We start from the raw sequence: 17,716 nt of genomic DNA, 5'->3' as shown, positions 1-17,716 counted from the left end.
CGTTCGGATTCTCTGCAATATCACTCCGCGGAGCTTGAAGAGAATTCGAACGCGATAATCCCTGGCATTCCGGACTTCAGGGACTCAAGGACGTGGAGTTCATGTGGAACCACGGGAGTTGGCAAGTCATCGAGGTGGAACCACCTGAGGCCAACGGCCCTATCTTGCTCCATGAGGCGTGGCTCAGAAGGCCAGAGTATGCATTGGAAAAAGAAGTCCACTCTTCCCATGTGCGCGCCCTCCCGTCCTTGCTCACGGTGGATAACGGTCAAAGGCATGAGGTCAGCAGCATTGATTGAGATGCCAAGCTCTTCCTGGACTTCCCGGGACGCTGCCTCGTGAGCAGATTCATTGGCTTCGATATGACCGGCGGCTGCCGTACCCCAATAGCCATCAAGGTATCCAGTTCCTTTGCGCAACTGCAGGAGGACAAAATCTTCCCGCCTAAAAATGACATAGCTGACGGGAATTAGCTGCTGTGGACCGTTCATTCTAGCCAGCCTATTAGTTCGAAGGAGCGTCCGTAAGCCGATGCGCCACGGGGACGGTTGTTGCAGTTGGCTGCGATAGTTCTCAAGCTCCTCGACTATGGGCCCGATGACGTCGGGGAACTTGTCAGCTACCGCATTCTCTGTGGCACTACGGCTAGGCGCGGCAAGTTGCTCGACCAGAGCCGACTTCACGTCGGGGCGCTTGACGCCATCGGGAAGGCTAAACGCGAGCCACCTGGGCGGACGATTTCTTGGCTATCGGCAAGGGATCCCCTACGAGCCAACGTGCGGCTGACTTATTGCGCCGAATCTGCATATTGAGGTGGCCAAACCACCCTGAATCGTTCGAAGACGATCTCGTCGGTTTCTGCCCATTGACGCCCTTGGGCTGCTGATACGCGAGTCCAGTAGCGGCGGTGCTCACGCTGCCAACTGTCTAGGCTCAAATCGTCCTCGCCTTCGTCGCGGGCGAAAGCAGCATCAGCACTTTTGAAAGAACCAATGCGCAGTTCAATAGTGCGAATGATTATGCTCGGAGTGCCGTTCCCATCACAGGCAATCCAGTGTGACCCGATCCGGGGCACCTGGTCACCTCGCGCTATGAAGTCCGCAACGAGCTCCGCCGTCGCGCGTTTCTTTCCGCTGAGGACATGAGCGAGAAGTTCATCAGCTAACCGCTGCGTATCACCGAAGTGTTCAATTGTGTATTCCGGGGACGCAGCTACCGTCTCCGGGTGAGCAGCACAGTATTCCTGCCACATCCGAATGCCTGCGTCATGGTCGGCTGGGCCAACAGGGTCGAGTTTCACCACCTCATAATGTCAGAAGCAGGCGCCCGAAAGCCGGTCCCCCCACCGCGACAAAGTCCCCCACCGCGACAAAGATGAGCGAGGGTTTATGCAATGGCCTGAATAACGCCGGTGCGACGTGTTCGGGCTACATCCGGGTTCATTGCTGTCTCTTCTGAGCTTCTGCATTGAGACGCATGTCTGGACATACTCACCGTTATCGGCCCTTAAAAACGGGCAGAGGGAGTGGCTGCTCAAGGGCTCCACGACCTGGAGCAGAGTGCTGGTCTGGACTCAGCGCGTGAAGGTGCGCGCCGGGGCGGCCCAGGGTTAAAAGCCGATTTGGAAGCATCGCTGGTCGCGATCTTTAGATGACCCTGGCATACTCCCTCGGCGAAATCCCATCGCGCCGCTAGTCGGACTGGTCCAGTCAATGATTGCCCCGTTATCAGGGGACCTGCAGGATCTGGGTTCAGGCGAGTTTGGTTACCTGGTAAGTGTGGCCGGCCGCACGGAGTCGCTGCATGAGCACGTTGCCGAGTGCAGTGGCCGGTGTTAGCGACCCTTTCGCAGTCGGCAGCCGGTCACCGTCGAGGGCAAGAGCGAGTGCAGTCTCCCCTGCTATCACGGCGGTGGCGGCATAGCCGGGATCGCCGGGGCCAGCAGCAATCGCCTGGTATCGGTGCCCGTTCTCGGTGCGGGCGGTTACCTGGGAGTGGAACCAGCCCGCGCGCTGCGTGCGGGTGCTCGGACCCGAACCTGGTGCCGGAAGACAGCAGTCGAGCACTCCCCGGGTCGGCGGGAACGCCATCGCGCCCGTGAATGCCCGGAGCCCGAGTGCCATTGCCCTGGCGATGACCGCTCCTGCCGGTCCGCGGGCTACCCCCATCACCTCGCCGTACTGAAGGGAGCGGCCGTAGGCCCAACCCTGCAATGCGTTGCTGCGGCGCACTATCCGAGTGTTGACCGCGGCCATGATGAAAGGCGCGGTCCAGGTGCCGTCATCGGAACGGCGCACAGGACCGGCGTCAGGAGGCTGTTGTGTCGTCGGCTCCCGTGTGCGGTCGGGGCTCAGAGCGTAGGGGTCCGCGGCTAATGACCGCAGGGCGGTGCTCGATCGCATCGCGTCGAGCTGCCCGCGCATCGACTCGAGCGTGCCTCCGCTGATGCCACCCTTGGCCGTAGCAACGAGTTGGACCTCGACCAAACCGCCAGCGCCATCGGCTTCTGCTGCCTGATGAAGCAGCAATACAGCGAGGTCGGACGGCACGGAGTCGTAGCCGCAGGAGTGCACGATCCGGGCCCCGCTCGTCCTGGCCAGAGCGTCGTAGCGATCGATCGCCTCCCGGACGAAGGACACCTCACCCGCGAGGTCGGCGTAGTGGGTACAGGCCCGTGCGCAGGCGTCGACGACAGGTAATCCGTGTTTCGTGTATGGACCGACGGTTGTGAGAAGCACGCGCGTGCCCGCGGCCAGGGCAGCGATCGAGTCCGCGTCCTCCGAGTCGGCTTCGATGAGGGCCCATCCGTGTGCCGCGACCGGCAACTGCGACCGAACCGCCTCGAGTCTGGACCTCGACCGGCCCGCGAGTCCGACTCGCATGCCGGCCGGTGCATGCTCCGCGACGTAGCCGGCGATCAGTCGGCCAACGAAACCCGTCGCTCCGTAGAGAACGAGGTCATGTTCCCGGGATGAGTTGTCCATAACTGCAGCCTTTCACAGCGGCAACTCCAAGCTGACACACGGCTCCTTACTTTGGTCCTCGGGTACCGTGAGTGGTCCTGCTTGGGAGACTGGCTCGCGTTCCGTGTGTTTGCCGGACGGGGGCAGGATCATTGGGAGAGGCTCTCCGTTTTGACGTTTACGACTATATGGAGCTACTCTCCGCTTAGGCAAACAGGAGGTCCGCAAGCATGACAGCAACCGCGAATGCGGGTGGAAAGCGCGCTGATGCCCAGCGCAACCGGGCGCGGATCCTCGCGGTGGCCGAGGAGTGCTTCTCGGACTCCGGCCTGGACGTTTCCATGGATGCCATCGCAAAGCGCGCCGGATTGGGTCCCGGTACGCTGTACCGGCATTTCCCCACGCGCGACGCACTCGTCGCGGCGCTCCTCGAGTCCCGGCGCGCCGAGCTCGACCTCCGGCGCAAGGCGATCGAGGCCGGGGACGCAGATTCCGGCGAAGCCCTCCAGCGTTGGCTGGAGACACTCGGCGACTGGATGAGGGTCTACCAGGGACTGACCGAGCCCCTGCGGGCGGCCTGGATGACGCCCACGTCTCCGTTGACACCCACGTGCCAGGGCCTCATTGATACGACCGAGTACTTCCTGCACAGGGCCCAGCAGGACGGCCAGGCCAGGGAGGGACTGAGCGGCCGTGACCTATACTTCGCAGCGCTGGCAGTGGCATGGGCAGGGGAGGTACTGACAGCAGACCGTACCACCTCGGACTCCCTGCGCACGGTGCTCCGCCACGGCTGGTCGGCAGGCTAGGTGCAACCATCAAGATGGCTGCCCGGCCGGTACCGGACTTTGCCCGGTGTCCGCTGCCTTGACGATGGTCAGGCCGGTTGGGATTCTGGTGCCATGGCCCCTCTTGCCCGGTTTCTTGGCTCCCATGCCGTTTAGTGTTCGGCAAAGCCCGAAAGGTTTCACCGCATTCGAAAAGGCTTCACCTCCCGTTCATATGGGCAGAATCTCCCTCAGGTCCTGGCGCCCAAGAAATGAGACCGTCCTGAGCGTCTCGTAAATCAACCGTTTGCCAGGACGGGACGGCTGGCGCGTTCTCAACTCATCGGCCCCTGACTCCCGGGACCTTGCCGTGTCGCACCAATATGAGAACCAACTGCCAGGGGCTGCTGTCGGATGTGATGTACCCATGACGGAGTAGATCCTCCAGTGGTTCCGCGCTCTCGCGGAAGTCCATGGTTAGGTCTTCGACACAGGCTAGGGCGAGTTGTGCGGTGAATAAGTTCTTGGCGCTGATGTTTGGTCTGGCTGTTCCTGCTAGCTGGGCCCCCCTTTGAAGAAATTGAGCGGTAATGTCTTGCATTTCCACGCAGGTCGGAGACATTGCGGAGGATGGGTCCCTGAGTGCGTCGAGCAACGCTACAGCCAGCCCCTCGAACGTCTTGACGTAATCGGGCACGATGAGGAGCCATTTCTGCAGCGCGGTGAGAGGGTCTTCGCATGCCATCAGGGATTGGCGCACGGACTGGAGCTCGGTTTGACATGCGGCCAGGGCCGAGGCGATCAGTTCATCGCGGGTCGGGAAGTGCCGGTAGAGCGTCCCTGCGCCGATGCCGGCTTCCTTAGATGCCCTCTAACGAGGTCTTGACTCCCTGTTTGAAGAATTGGGTCAGGGCGACCTCGATAATCTTTGCCTGGTTGCGCACCGCGTCTGCGCGGCGGGGCTTCGACCCACCATGCAATGTCCCTTCCTGCAAGTTTGACCGGAGAGTGTCTCCGTCTATACTTCCAACAGGAAAGCGGACAGCGGCTCCGTTTAGGCGGGAAGGTACGCATTGGAGCTTCACCATCCCACGAATGTAAGGAAATCCCCCATGAATGTACCTTTGAGTATTCTTGATCTTGTCAACATCTCCGATGGGTCCACCGCCCAAGAGGCCATCGCGGCCTCGATGGAATCGGCGCAGCAAGCGGATCGGCTGGGGTATCACCGGCTTTGGTTTGCCGAACACCATAACTCGCCGATGACGGCTTCCAGTGCGACCGCGCTGCTGATCTCTCAAGCCGCGTCGGTCACCGAACGGATCCGTGTGGGATCGGGCGGAGTGATGCTGCCCAACCACGCCCCGCTGATGGTGGCGGAGCAGTACGGCACCCTTGCCAACCTGCATGGGGACCGGATCGATCTGGGCCTGGGACGGGCTCCGGGCACAGACGGGATGACCGCTCAGGCGCTGAGCCGGTCATCGGCCGAACCGGAAGCCTTTGCTAAAAGTATTTACGACCTACAGGGCTGGTTCAGCGATACCGGCACCGCGCACAGTGTGCCGATTGTCTCTGCGGCGTCAGAGGGGACCCAAGTGCCCATCTGGGTGCTCGGATCCACCGCCAACGGAGCATCGATCGCCGGCCGGCTGGGTTTGCCGTTCTCCCTGGCCTCCCACTTCGCCCCCGATCAGATCGATCAGGCCATCCAGGTCTACCGGGAATCCTTCACCGCAGACGCGCCTACCGCTCAAATCGAGCAACCTTACGTGATGGCAGGCATCAACGTCATGGTCGCTGACACCGACGCCGAAGCGGCACGGGAATTCACGGTGGTTGAACAAATTTTTGGCGATGCCATGACCGGGCGGCGGCGCAAACTCCAGCCCCCGGTGGACCCCGCGACACTTCGCACACACGGCGCAGGCAACAACCCCATGCTGCGGATCAAAGCAGTTGGCACACCACAAACGGCAAAAGCACAGCTGGAAGAATTCGTGGAGCGCACCGGTGCCGATGAGCTCATCGTCTCTACCTACGCGTTCGATCCAGCCGTGCGAGATCGATCGCTGCAACTGCTGGCCGAAACCTGGTTCTAAGCGCAAGAAAACCATCGCGATTCTCAGAACCAAAATGAAGATTAGGGAACGAATTGAGACAACATCTACCTTTGAGTGTGCTCGATCACGTCAGCGTGTCTGAGGGGTAAACCAGGCGTGAGGCGATAGAGCAGTCTTTAGAAGCGGCTCAACTACTCGATCGCCTTGGGTTCAACAGACTGTGGCTTGGCGAGTACCACAACATGAATAGTTTGGCTTCCGCAGCCAACTCCATCCTTATTGGACACCTCGTCGCGCCCATTGCTTTCTGGACAGTCGCTTCGTGCCATATAGGGTTTGTCCGGGTTGGAGTTCGGCAGTGTTCCGTTAGCCCCGATTTTTCATCTGATTGCGTCTGGCGTTTGAGCGGCGATCCGGTTGGTCATTGCGGCTGAACTTTCTTGTTGGGCATGCTTGAGCGACCCGTGACGTCGGGCTCGGCGTGGGATTCCACTGTCCCGTTGGTGTTGCTTTCCTGCTTGTTGTCGTCCGGGCTGTCGGTCAGGTTCGCAGGAGGACCACGGCGCGGTTGGCGTCGGCGGCGATCCGTGAGAGCGCTTGGAAGAGCGAGGTGAATAAGGACCTTTCCGGGGCTGTCAAGCTCTAACACTATTGATAGATAGGAGTTGCTTTTAAATGGAAAAAGGAATATTTGATCTGGGAAAACTCGCAAAGTTTGACGCAAATGTGCCACAGAAGGTTCTTGTCCATCAATCGGATAAGATTCTTGGTGCTATGTGGTGTTTAGAACCAGGACAGGAAGTATTTGTACACATGCATCTGAATGAAGATTCTGTCTGGATTTGCCTCGAAGGAGAATCCGGCCTTCACTTTGCTGGAGATGGCAAAGAAGTCGAGGTTTCTAAAGGGATGGCAATTCTCGCTGAAGCAGGCCAGACCCGTGGGATGAGGAACACAGGTAAGGATCGCTTCGTCTTCCTTGGAGTAGCTGGCCCAAAAAATTATTAGGGCTTCGCACGTTGAACATAAAAGAATCGTCTATTAGATAAAATGAGGGATTGTATCTTCACTTGAAGAGACAGTCCCTCATTTTCTATCCCTCAAGGAAAAAGATATTGGACACCCCCCCGTAAAAAGAGAGAAATAGTACGTAGTTATAGGGGATTCGCGGCGGACGTGCAGGGGCTCTGCTCGGATGTCATGTCCGGCCACGGCGAGCAAGTCGAAGGCCACGAAGTGGGACGGGACCCTCCGTACAAGCTCGGGGAGCATTTTCGCAGACGTACTCAAGCGTTGCTGCAGGGCGGTAAAGTCCAGCCGCTCCCCCGCCCACACCACGGCGGCTCCGCCCGATCGGCCGCTGGACGGGAATCCACGTCCTAGGCGAAAGAGCACCCTAAACAGCAGCAGGGGCGAGGCCCATCGGACCTCGCCCCTGCTGCCCGCCCTTCTTTATAGGCCCTAATGAGTAAGTTTGAGGATGCTTCATCGAGGCACCTGTCAGGACATACTCACGGTTATCGGCGTTTGCCTCATCAGGCTGTAACTCTGCCATTTCTGCGGAAACCGAGCCACCCGGGCGGCACGAGACAGCTCCGGTAGTCCTGGCCGGCCGACAATAGATTGCCAATGCTTACAGTTTCATCTGTTGGAGGATAGTGGCGGAGATTTCCTCGACTGACATGGATGCCGAGTTCACGTACGGGATTCGGTTGACCTCGTATAGGTCCTCGGCGTTGCGCAGTTCCCAGCTGCACTGGGACAACGAGGAGTAGGTGCTGTCCGGCCGGCGCTCCTGGCGGATTTGGCTCAGCCGGACCGGCAGGGAGGTCAGGCCGAAGCATTTGCGGGCGAAAACACGCAGCGGTTCCGGCAGGGCCCGGCTGGTGAAGTCCTCGTCGATCAGCGGGAAGTTGGCGGCCAGGATGCCGTGCTGCAGCGCCAAGTACATTGTCGTCGGGGTTTTGCCGCACCGCGAGGGGGCGATCAGGATCAGCTCCGCCCGTTCCAGGGCGCGGATGGACTGCCCGTCGTCGTGCTCGATGGCGTACTCGACAGCGGTCATGCGGGACTGGTAGCGGATGGCGTCGCCAAGGCCGTGGGCCTTGCCAGGTTCCGCGCTGGCCGTGGTCTGCAGGACGTCCTCCAGCTGGGCGATGTGGGCGCCGAGCAGGTCGATGAAGTGCCCGCTGTTCTGCGAGAGGAGCGCCCGGATCTCCGGATTTACCACCGTGGAGAAGACGATCGGCCGCCTGCCTACCGCGGCGACGGCGTCGATGGCCTTCACCACGTTTTCCGCTTCCCCGGCAGAGGTGATGAAGGGAATGGTGCGGCGTTCGAACCGGTGGCCGGGAAACTGGGTCAGCAAGGTATTGCCCAGAGTCTCGGCGGTGATGCCGGTGCTGTCCGATAGGAAGAACACCGCGGGGGCGGGATGCTGTCCGGCCCCCGCGGTGTCCTGCCTCTGCATGTCGGTCACTCAGACCGCGGAGCGGTTGCCGGCCTTCGCGAGGCGCAGCCAGGTGTCGGTCACGGCGTCGGGGTTGAGTGAGATCGAGCTGATGCCCTGCTCCAGCAGCCATTCGGCGAAGTCCGGGTGGTCGCTGGGGCCCTGGCCGCAGATGCCCACGTACCTGCCGCGGGCGCGGCAGGCGGAGATGGCCATTTCCAGGAGCTTGGTGACCGCCGGGTTGCGTTCGTCGAATGCCCCGGCGACCAGCGCCGAGTCCCGGTCCAGACCGAGGGTGAGCTGGGTAAGGTCGTTGGAGCCGATGGAGAAGCCGTCGAAGTACTCCAGAAACGAATCGGCCAGCAGGGCGTTGGCGGGCAGCTCGCACATCATGATGATCTCCAGGCCGTCCTCGCCGCGGCTCAGCCCGTTGGCGGCGAGCAGTTCGGTCACGCCGCGCGCCTCGTCCAAGGTGCGCACGAAGGGGACCATGAGCTTGATGTTGGTCAGGCCCATCTCGCTGCGGGCGAATTTCAGTGCCTCGCACTCGAGCTCGAAGGCCTGTCGGAATGAGTCCGAGAGGTACCGGGAGGCTCCCCGGTAGCCGATCATGGGGTTCTCTTCGGCCGGCTCGAAGGCGGGACCGCCGAGCAGGTTGGCGTATTCGTTGGACTTGAAATCCGAGAGCCGGATGATCACCGGTTCCGGGGCGAAGGCCGCGGCGATGGTGGCAATGCCCTCGGCCAGGCGCCTCACGTAGTAGTCCCGCGGCCCGTCATAGGCGGCGATCTTTTCCCGGATCTGCTGCACCGTGTCGTCCGAGAGCGTGGCCGGACGCTCAATCTCGCCGGCGACGGCCAGCAGCGCGTTGGGGTGGATGCCGATCTGACGGTTGATGATAAATTCCAAGCGGGCCAGCCCGACACCGCTGTGCGGGAGCCGGGAAAAGCTGAAAGCCTGTTCGGGGGTACCGACATTCATCATGATCTTCACCGGTGCCGGCGGCAGCGTGTCCAGGCTGGTCTCCTGCAGTGAGTAATCGAGCAGGCCCTCGTAGACGAAGCCGGCCTCGCCCTCGGCGCAGGAGACGGTCACCGGCGCACCGTCGGCCAGGACCTTTGAGGCGTTCCCGGTGCCTACTACGGCCGGGACGCCCAGTTCCCGGGCGATGATGGCCGCATGGCAGGTACGCCCGCCGCGGTCGGTGACGATGGCGGCGGCCTTCTTCATGATCGGTTCCCAATCCGGATCGGTCATGTTTGCCACCAGGACATCGCCGGGCTGGAACGAGGTCATCTGGTCGATCGAGGTCAGCACGCGGACCTGGCCGGCACCGATGCGCTGGCCGATGGCCCGGCCCTTGGCTAGGACCGCCGAGCGCTCGTTCAGCGTGTAGCGGGAGACGGTGCCCGTGGCCCTGCGGGACTCGACGGTCTCGGGCCGGGCCTGCAGGATGTATAGTTCCCCGTCCACCCCGTCCTTGCCCCATTCGATGTCCATGGGCCGGCCGTAGTGGGCCTCGATCGCCACCGCATGCCGGGCCAGCTGCTGAACATCCTCGTCCGTGAGACTGAAGCGGCATCGCTGCGCCGGGGGCACGGGCACAAAATCGACGGTCCGGCCGACCTCCCGGGACTCGGTGTAGGTCATCTGCACGGCCTTCTCGCCCAGCCCGCGTTTAAGGATCGCCGGGCGGCCCGCGGTCAAGGCAGGCTTGTGAACGTAGAACTCGTCCGGATTCACGGCGCCTTGGACCACCGATTCGCCCAGACCGTAGGAGGAGGTGATGAACACCGCGTCGGTGAACCCTGACTCGGTGTCCATCGTGAACATGACGCCGGAGGCGCCGAGGTCGGAGCGGACCATGCGCTGGATACCCGCCGAAAGGGCGACCTCGGAGTGCGTAAAGCCGTGGTGAACCCGGTAGGCGATGGCCCGGTCGTTGTAGAGCGAGGCAAAGACGTCCTTGATCGCCCGCAGGACATTCTCCACACCCCGGATGTTCAAAAAGGTCTCCTGCTGGCCGGCGAAGGAGGCGTCGGGCAGGTCCTCGGCCGTGGCGCTGGAGCGCACCGCCCAGGAAACCTCTGCATCCCCGCCGTGCTTATCGGTCAGCGCGGCGAAAGCGGTGCGAATCTGCTTCTCGAAACCGGCCGGGAACGGGGTCTGGACGATATGGTCCCGGATCTGCGTCCCTGCCTGCGCCAAGGCTTCTACGTTGTCGCTGTCCAGGCCCTCGAGGATCCCCGCGATGCGCCTGTCAAGGCCGGACTCACGCAGGAAGCGCCAGTAGGCGTCCGCCGTCGTGGCAAAACCGTCCGGGACCCTGACCCCGGCCCTGCTCAGGCTGCGGATCATCTCGCCAAGCGAGGCGTTTTTGCCCCCGACCTGGTCAAGGTCGTTCAGGCCAAGTTCGGAAAACCAAAGGACGTCGGTCATAAGTGGTGCTCCTTGTGGGGCCGCTTATAAAAGCGCGGTGGACAAAACATGTTGATGCCCAAGGCTGTACGATGTGGCCCTGCGGAGGCAACCAATCGTGATGCACGCAACAACGCATAAAGGGCCGGTCCCTTCACGGTTACTTTGGTGGGCTGCCGGCACAGCTGCCTGTTGTAGGTTCAGCTGTTTGGCTTGGGGTGGTTGTTTATGCGTTGGGCGCGGATGCGGTTCTGCAGATCTGGTTCTTAGTCATCCGGTAGCGGAGGCCGTCGGGCAGTTCCTGCGGCGTGACCCACACCTGGTGTCCCTGGGACGCTTCAAACATTTGGCGCGGGCCATTGGTGTCCGCGGCGATCCAGAGTACGGAGGAGTCAGGCATGGCGTCTTCGACGAAGCCAGTTCTGATGATCTGGCCGTTGTGCCGGATTTCCACCAGGGCGTTGATCAGCAGGCTCCATGCGCGGTGTTTACCGGGCGTTGCTCGGTTGCGTGTCACGTGGCTTACGGGGGCTTGGGTAGCAGCGGCTGCGCCCGTTTGGGCCGGCAGCCGCCATTGCTGGGGAGGAGGAGGTGCGGCCGTGAACCGCTGGTTCGATGCGGTGCCTTCGGGTTGCCGCGCGTGATCTCTCACGACCAAAATTCCTCGCCAGCGCCCAGGGCCCAGTTACGTGCGCACGCCACGTCGTCCCTGATCTGGGTTACCAGTTCATCGGTTCCTTGGAATCTGCGCTGGGGGCGTATATAAACGTGCAGATTCACCATAACGATGTGATCGTACAAGTCACCGGTGTAGTCCAGAAGGTGAGCTTCCAGCAGGCGAGTTCCTTTGCGGTAATAGGTTGGGCGGCGCCCCACTGAAACGGCGGCAGCATATGTCTCGCCCAGCCCTTCCGGCCCAAGGCAGACAGTGCCCGCCCAGACACCGTCCCGGATCTTCCCGTCCGGCACGGAGATGTTAGCCGTGGGGTAACCAAGCTCCCGGCCGCGGGCATCACCATGCTCAACTACGCCTTCAAGCCGGAGGGCACCGCTGTTTCGGGCGCCCGCTCTGCTCAAAACTTTCATCGCTCACTCACTAATCTGGCAGGTTTGGGGAAATGGTTCGGCCTAGGGTTGGCATGCAGGGAGGGTTGCGGGGCTGTGACCGGTTGCCTCGAGCACGTTGTCCAGCCAGCTGACCCGGTTGGCAAAGCGCTTCGCCTTGTGCGGGGCGGTCCAACGGTAGGAATCGTGTTCCCAGTCGATTTTCAACCGCCGCCGGGAGGTGCGGGCAGTAAACGTGTGCACAAGCCAGGGGGTTCCCGAGCCGTCAGGGACCACTAGGTCCGGTCCCTGCCGAAGGTCCAAAAGGTCTTTGGCCTGCAGACCTGTTTCTTCAAACAGCTCTTCAAAGGCCTGCTGTTCAGGCGTGGCCCCGGCTTCCACAAACCCAGTAACACAGTGCCAACGACCGCTGTCATGGCCAAGGCTGCGGCTCCTCCTGAAAAGGGCAATCCTGCCCCGCCACTCGACCACCGCAGCGATGACAACGTGATCCGGTGTGATCTCAGCGTCAGAGGGAAACCTGACGCCAGGAGATGCATTGATCGTGCTCATTATCCTGTCCTAACAACATGCCCCTAGGGCGGGCACTTCACTTTCCCTGGCGACCACTGGCCATAACAACCAAGCCGCCGCCGCAACGTCCACTAAGGCAGCACACGCGGTTCTTCAAAGCGAAAATCCCGGCAGAGCGGTCAGCGTGCGCACGAGAGCCTGTCCCCCCGAGCGAAACAATCACGTGCTCCTAGCGATGCCCCCACAGCGTCGTCTAGCTCGCCCGTTGGGGGGGCGAAGTCGGTCACAGCGCCAGCAACGTTCGCAAAGCGCTGAAGTTAGCCGTTCGTCGAACCGGTCAACGCTGAGATAAAAGCCGCGGCCCGGAACAATCGCGCCCAACTCCGCAAGAAGCGGGGTTTGCGTGTTGAACTGCTGCGAAGCCGAACACCGCAGCCGGAGGTTCTGTTCGATAGAGCCGCCCTTGAAACCCTAACCAGCTGGAGGGGAGACCGGCCGTTCCTCGGGGCGTTCGCTGCAAAGGAACGGCCGATCATCCTCGGGAAAGTTCAAGACTCTGAGCCGACGCCATGACCGAGCGGCATTCGGAGCGAGCTACCTCGCGGCTGACTGTTCGTTGAGCCTATGCCATGTACGTGCGTGGTAGACGAGAGGGTCGATAGCCGTGGCGGCCTCGACGGAGTCCGGTAGCCGCGCCTCAGTCACATGGACGATGCAGATCGTTGAGTTGCCTGCTTCCAGTCGGAACACCACCTTGCCTCGGAGCCAGGCGTAGACGCCGTGGAACACCGGCTCACCGGTCTTCAGTCGTTTCCAGCTGTCCTTGTCGGCGAACCGGTCCACCCCGCTGGTTGCCCCCAGCTGCGCAAGCCGAAGATGATCGGCGCCAAGCATGTGGACGACAACGGTTTCCGATCTCTCAAGTGCCGGCGTCGACGATGAGAGAGCGGATGCCGAGAACATGAGGAGCGGAGGCTCGGTGCTCACCGACGCCAGCGAACTCACCGTCATGGCTACTGGCTCATAACCGGACGGATCAGCGGTTACAACCGCGACACCGGCGGGGTGCAGCCGGAAGGCGGATTTGAACTGGTCCGCGCTCACCGACTCGGCCAGGTCCAACTCAGGGATTTGGATCGGATGGCGTGTCAGGTAGTCGTAGGTTTTCATGTCTGAGGGTTCCTAATCAACGAGTGGCACGATGAGGGAGTCCGAGGCGCTGACGAAGCGTCGGAGCTTCCTCTAATTCGGGGACCAATCCACGGCGCCGAAGCACCGGGACGACCAACCGCGTGAAGTCTTCGAATGTTCCCGGTGTGTCCGCAGGGACGATCGCGTAGCCGTCGCATCCCCGCTCGACAAACCATTCCTCGAGCTGGTCCGCCACCTGCTCCGGATTCCCCGTGAAGCGGAAGACACTGTTGCGGGTCTGGCTCTCCGCCAAGTCCCGCAGGGTCGCGTCGGGGCCAAACTCCTTTCGCGCAGCATCGACATACCTGGCCACAAGCCCCCTGGCCCCGCCTACGGAGTCCAAAAGATCATCTGGCAGCGGCTTGTCCATCGCCAGCTTGCCGAAATCGAAGTTCGCCTGTTCGGAAAGGAAAATCAGCTCTTCTTCGGGTGCGGAAAGTGAGTCAAAGTACCTTTCCTTCGCACGGGCGGTCTCCTCGTCCTCGCCTACGATGACCTGGACCCCGGGCAGAATCTTCATCATCGAACCGTCACGTCCCGCGTCTGGAAGCAGCCGGTGCTGCTCGGCATAGTGTTGCTGAGCTTTTTCCAGGTCCCGCGGCACTGTGAAGGTGAGGTCTGCCCAGCGCGACGCGAACTCCATGCCTCGTCCCGACTGTCCTGCCTGCAGCAAAACAGGCCAGCCCTGCGGGGGCTGCGGGACGGTCAGCGGCCCCCGTGACGACAGAAACTTGCCCACATAGTTGATTTCGTGGACCTTGTCCGGGTCAGCGAAGATGCCGGTCTCATGATCGAGTTTCAGGGCGTCATGTTCCCAGCTCTCCCACAACGACGTCACGATCTCGAGGAACTCATCGGCCCGGTCGTAGCGGCTCTCAGGATTTTTGTAGTCGGTGCCGTAGTTCTCCGCCTCGTTAGCGTTGAGCGAGGTAACGACATTCCAGACGGCGCGCCCGCCAGTCAGGTGGTCCAGCGTCGCAAAGGCCCGGGCGACCTGGTAAGGGGCATGGTACGTCGTCGAATAGGTCGCGCCCAACCCGATTCGCGTGGTGTGCGACGAGACCATCGCGAGGATCGTCAGAAGGTCGAGCTTGACCGCGCGGGACCCAAAGCGTGCGGTCTGTGCCACCGAGCCGCCGTAGACGCCAGGCATCGCGAGCCGATCGTCGAAGAACAGGACATCAAACCCGCCCCGGTCCAGGATGCGGGCCAGATTGATGTAGTAGTCGGCCGTGAGAATGCGCGGATCTGTGCGCGGATGTCTCCAGGCGCCAAGCGAGCCATAGGTGCTCGAGGCGGACGCGAAAGCGGCAAGGGTCATGTGATCGGTACGTGTCGTCATAGGGAAATCCACTCCTATTCATGGGTGCAAGGCGTTGTGAAGAAGGTCACCACCACCATGGTGGCCCGCCCCAATCCCATCTGTCCAATGCATGCTTTGCGTTGACAAATGTATTCAGTGCATGCCAGGTTGATGCACATGACGATCGACCTGCAAAAGCTCCGGTACGTCGTGGAGGTAGCCCGCGAGGGCAGCTTCACGACCGCCGCCACAAACTTGTTTCTCTCCCAGTCGGCGCTGACGCGAAGCGTGCAGAGCTTGGAGCGGGAGTTCGGACTGCGCATCTTCGAGCGAAGCCGCACAGGCGCCCGCCTGACCGAAGCCGGCGCCAAGTTCATCGCCTTGGCAGAGTCGCTGTTGAAGCGCTCTGACGGTGTGGCGGAGGAGATCAGCCTCATTGCATCGGAAGGCCGCCAGGCACGTGTACGGGTCGGAGTGGGCGCGGTTTCTGCACTTGCGTTCCTGCCCGAACTGCTGCCGGAACTGGCAGCGATGGGACTACGTGTGCAGGTTGTGGTCGAGACGAACAGCCGCTTGGCCGCGATGCTGTCTCACGGCGAACTGGACTTTTTTGTCGGAGGCGTGCCGAGGAACTCCGATGACTTTGCCACCGCAAAGGGATACATCACCCACCGGATTCTCGGCGGAGAAGTCGGCCTGCTTGTGCGGGCCGGTCATCCGCTGGACCAGGATGACTTCACCCCCGAGCACCTGGCACAGTATCCGGTGGCGGGTGGCAGCTTCCTGACCGACACATTGCAGCCCGGACTTCTGGAAGGACTCAACCTCCATCGGCCGACCGTCGAATCCGACGACTACGGGCTCCTCTGCGCGCTGGCGCGGAACACAGACTATATCGTTGTTGCGAACACGGTTCTTGCCCGGCTGCGCCCGGAGCTGGGTCTCGTGGCACTTCCCATCGAGCTTCCCTCACCCACGGATACGCACTGGGTTCTTCAATGGTCACCGCATCTGGGCCTATCGGGTCAGGCGGAGAAAGTCTTCGAGGTCGTGCGCGACTTCATCACCCGCGCAATGAGCTGATTTGCGACGAGCGCATAAGTCTATGCCAACTATGCAATGGACTCTGCCGGAGGGGCTTGGTTGCATTGTCCTCTGTGACTCCCGTCGCATTTGGTGTCCCTGAGGAAGGTTTTGGAATACCAAAACGGGCCATCCTGCCGAAGAGGGCCGGGCACGGCCGCAGGGCTACCGATGTGACCAGACCCAGATCCTCAGTGGCGTCATTGCTAATCTCCGCCACCCCAGGTCGAACGCCCGACGGCGCGTAAAACCGTCTGTCCTCACGTTCACCCGGTGGCAGACTGAAAGGACAACCATGGAAGCTGCCGCAACAGCGCCCCAGCTCACCGCATCGAATCTGAACTCCCGGCTCGACCGATTACCAATTACGGCGACCCACATAGCTTGGCTCACGCTTCTAGGACTTTTTTACCTTGTAGAGACTTTTGACGTCACCGTCTTCTCGGCTCTGGCGCCGTCCATCCGAGCGGAATGGGGCCTTTCCATCGGCCAGATCGGTGTCCTGACTTCGGCCGTCTTCATTGGGATGGCCTTCGGCGCAATCATCGGCGGCCAACTCTCCGACAAGTTCGGACGACGACCGGTCCTCATCTACTCTGCAGTCTTCTACTCGTTGGCGTCCCTGGTTTCGGCAGTCGCGCCGAACTTCGAAATACTCCTCGCCGGCCGAGTTCTGACCGGCTTGGGCGCCCAGGCAGCGACCGGCGCCGTGATCGTTTATATGAGCGAACTGTTTCCGAAGATGAGCCGCGGACGGTTCTTCACCGTAATGACGTTTATAGGATTCGTCGGAGCTCCCCTGACTACATTCACGGCGATGGCTATCGCGCCCAACTACGTGGCGGGCTGGCGATGGGTCTTCGTCATCGGCGCCTCCGGACTTGTGCTTGCCGTTTTCGCGGCGATCTGGCTGCCCGAGTCGGTCCGATGGCTGACGGCCAATGGCCAAGACAAGAAGGCCGCAAGCCTGGTGACAAGGCTGGAGTCACGCGCGCAGGCCCGTGGTCTGGTCCTGCCCGACCCCGAGCCCGAACCTCCCGTAACGAAGCAGGGCACATCGCGCGACCTGTTCCAGCCTGTGTACCTGCGGCGCCTCATCGTCACATCACTGGCCTGGTTCCTCTTTCTCTTCGCAAATTATGGATTCGTTGCCTGGATCCCGACGATCCTCACCGACCGCGGCATGGATCAGACAGCCGCGCTTTCGTTTGCTGGAACCGTAGGCATCGCCGCTCCAGCAGCTGCAGTTGCCCTCTTCTACTTCGCCGACCGCTTCGAGAGACGAATGACAGTCTTTATCGGCTGCGCGCTCTCATCTGCCTCACTACTTGTCTTCGCGTTCGTCCCGGATCCAACCATCAACATGATCACCGCCTTTCTAGCCGTTTTCGGCATCGGGGTGACAACCGTGGCGTTCTTCACCTACCTGCCCGAGGTCTTTCCGACACACGTCCGCGGAGTAGGCGCGGGCACTGCCAACGCCGCAGGCCGGATGGCAGGCATCGTGTCCGGAGTTGTCGTCGCCTCGATCTACAGCTCGCTTGGGTTCCAGATGCTCTACACGATCCTCGCGGCGGTGATTCTCCTGTCAGGATTGCTGCTTCAGTTCTTCGGGCAGCGGACTACGCAACAGTCACTGGAAAATATCTAAGCCCTGACCGACGCCGCCATGCAATGAAACCGGCGACAGGCTAAGGCAGCCGCACGATCTGCATGCTTGACTGCCAACACAAATCTTCTGTGGGTCGACGAACAGTCGACCCACAGAAGAGCCATTTTCACCACCGGTCGTGCCGTGCGGTGGCTGGCGATCTAAGGCCTGTCAAGCACCGGCAAGTCCTGCCCTCTGGTGGCGAATTAGGCTGCGGGTGCGGCATTTTCAGCTGCTGCATCAACTCCTC

General features: G+C 61.5%; 16 protein-coding genes and 1 pseudogene. 5 read left to right on the top strand and 12 right to left on the bottom strand.

Translation table 11 applies throughout. From position 1 onward, the window contains the following. Positions 1-20 precede the first annotated feature (20 nt). From AC5RV3_RS00795 to AC5RV3_RS00785, 3 genes are all read right to left on the bottom strand, one after another. On the bottom strand, positions 21-491 hold the full coding sequence (locus tag AC5RV3_RS00795; protein WP_494120552.1) for an NUDIX domain-containing protein: 471 nt from the start codon (positions 489-491) through the stop codon (positions 21-23). Positions 492-787: 296 nt separating this feature from the next. Next, complete coding sequence (locus AC5RV3_RS00790; RefSeq protein ID WP_494120996.1) at positions 788-1,252, bottom strand: ASCH domain-containing protein; 465 nt, start codon at positions 1,250-1,252, stop codon at positions 788-790. A gap of 499 nt (positions 1,253-1,751) precedes the next feature. Further along, complete coding sequence (locus AC5RV3_RS00785) at positions 1,752-2,984, bottom strand: saccharopine dehydrogenase family protein (protein ID WP_494120551.1); 1,233 nt, start codon at positions 2,982-2,984, stop codon at positions 1,752-1,754. A gap of 209 nt (positions 2,985-3,193) precedes the next feature. Between AC5RV3_RS00785 and AC5RV3_RS00780 the strand changes: the two genes are divergently transcribed. Continuing rightward, entirely contained in the window at positions 3,194-3,772 is a 579-nt protein-coding gene (locus tag AC5RV3_RS00780) for a TetR/AcrR family transcriptional regulator (RefSeq protein WP_494120550.1), read from the top strand. Positions 3,773-4,070: 298 nt separating this feature from the next. On the opposite strand, the gene AC5RV3_RS00775 is transcribed toward AC5RV3_RS00780, so the two are convergent. Next, complete coding sequence (locus AC5RV3_RS00775; RefSeq protein WP_494120995.1) at positions 4,071-4,475, bottom strand: SbtR family transcriptional regulator; 405 nt, start codon at positions 4,473-4,475, stop codon at positions 4,071-4,073. 54 nt (positions 4,476-4,529) lie between these two features. Next, positions 4,530-4,586, bottom strand: a pseudogene (locus tag AC5RV3_RS00770) (TetR family transcriptional regulator); the annotation flags it as partial. A 256-nt stretch (positions 4,587-4,842) separates the two neighbouring features. On the opposite strand from AC5RV3_RS00770, the gene AC5RV3_RS00765 reads away from it, so the two are divergent. Together AC5RV3_RS00765 and AC5RV3_RS00760 are read left to right on the top strand one after the other, a co-directional pair. Then, on the top strand, positions 4,843-5,832 hold the full coding sequence (locus tag AC5RV3_RS00765) for an LLM class flavin-dependent oxidoreductase (protein WP_494120549.1): 990 nt from the start codon (positions 4,843-4,845) through the stop codon (positions 5,830-5,832). Between the two features lie 636 nt (positions 5,833-6,468). Next, positions 6,469-6,801 carry a cupin domain-containing protein gene (locus AC5RV3_RS00760; RefSeq protein ID WP_494120548.1) on the top strand — a complete coding sequence of 111 codons (333 nt, stop codon included), beginning with the start codon at positions 6,469-6,471 and terminating at the stop codon, positions 6,799-6,801. 625 nt (positions 6,802-7,426) lie between these two features. On the opposite strand, the gene AC5RV3_RS00755 is transcribed toward AC5RV3_RS00760, so the two are convergent. From AC5RV3_RS00755 to AC5RV3_RS00725, 7 genes are all read right to left on the bottom strand, one after another. Further along, on the bottom strand, positions 7,427-8,263 hold the full coding sequence (locus tag AC5RV3_RS00755; protein ID WP_494120547.1) for a pyruvate, water dikinase regulatory protein: 837 nt from the start codon (positions 8,261-8,263) through the stop codon (positions 7,427-7,429). Positions 8,264-8,272: 9 nt separating this feature from the next. Beyond that, positions 8,273-10,681 carry a phosphoenolpyruvate synthase gene (ppsA, locus tag AC5RV3_RS00750; protein ID WP_494120546.1) on the bottom strand — a complete coding sequence of 803 codons (2,409 nt, stop codon included), beginning with the start codon at positions 10,679-10,681 and terminating at the stop codon, positions 8,273-8,275. Positions 10,682-10,886: 205 nt separating this feature from the next. After that, on the bottom strand, positions 10,887-11,177 hold the full coding sequence (locus AC5RV3_RS00745; RefSeq protein ID WP_494109064.1) for a hypothetical protein: 291 nt from the start codon (positions 11,175-11,177) through the stop codon (positions 10,887-10,889). Positions 11,178-11,308: 131 nt separating this feature from the next. Further along, positions 11,309-11,746: a riboflavin kinase gene (locus AC5RV3_RS00740; protein ID WP_494120545.1), complete on the bottom strand. Its 438-nt coding sequence runs from the start codon at positions 11,744-11,746 to the stop codon at positions 11,309-11,311. 42 nt (positions 11,747-11,788) lie between these two features. After that, on the bottom strand, positions 11,789-12,277 hold the full coding sequence (locus AC5RV3_RS00735) for an NUDIX domain-containing protein (RefSeq protein ID WP_494013034.1): 489 nt from the start codon (positions 12,275-12,277) through the stop codon (positions 11,789-11,791). A 555-nt stretch (positions 12,278-12,832) separates the two neighbouring features. After that, positions 12,833-13,408 (bottom strand): flavin reductase family protein, encoded by a 576-nt coding sequence (locus AC5RV3_RS00730; protein ID WP_494120544.1) that lies wholly within the window; start codon positions 13,406-13,408, stop codon positions 12,833-12,835. Positions 13,409-13,424: 16 nt separating this feature from the next. Beyond that, the gene (locus tag AC5RV3_RS00725; protein WP_494013036.1) at positions 13,425-14,771 is read right to left on the bottom strand and encodes an NtaA/DmoA family FMN-dependent monooxygenase; all 1,347 of its coding nucleotides are present in this window, start codon (positions 14,769-14,771) and stop codon (positions 13,425-13,427) included. Positions 14,772-14,909: 138 nt separating this feature from the next. On the opposite strand from AC5RV3_RS00725, the gene AC5RV3_RS00720 reads away from it, so the two are divergent. Both AC5RV3_RS00720 and AC5RV3_RS00715 read left to right on the top strand, forming a co-directional pair. Next, positions 14,910-15,815 carry a LysR family transcriptional regulator gene (locus tag AC5RV3_RS00720; RefSeq protein WP_494109066.1) on the top strand — a complete coding sequence of 302 codons (906 nt, stop codon included), beginning with the start codon at positions 14,910-14,912 and terminating at the stop codon, positions 15,813-15,815. A gap of 295 nt (positions 15,816-16,110) precedes the next feature. After that, on the top strand, positions 16,111-17,466 hold the full coding sequence (locus AC5RV3_RS00715; protein WP_494013038.1) for an MFS transporter: 1,356 nt from the start codon (positions 16,111-16,113) through the stop codon (positions 17,464-17,466). The last annotated feature ends 250 nt before the right edge of the window (positions 17,467-17,716 follow it).

Source organism: Arthrobacter sp. Y3221114, assembly GCF_059092625.1.
The sequence above is the reverse complement of the archived record's forward strand: the minus strand, read 5'-3'. Positions and strand labels throughout refer to the sequence as shown.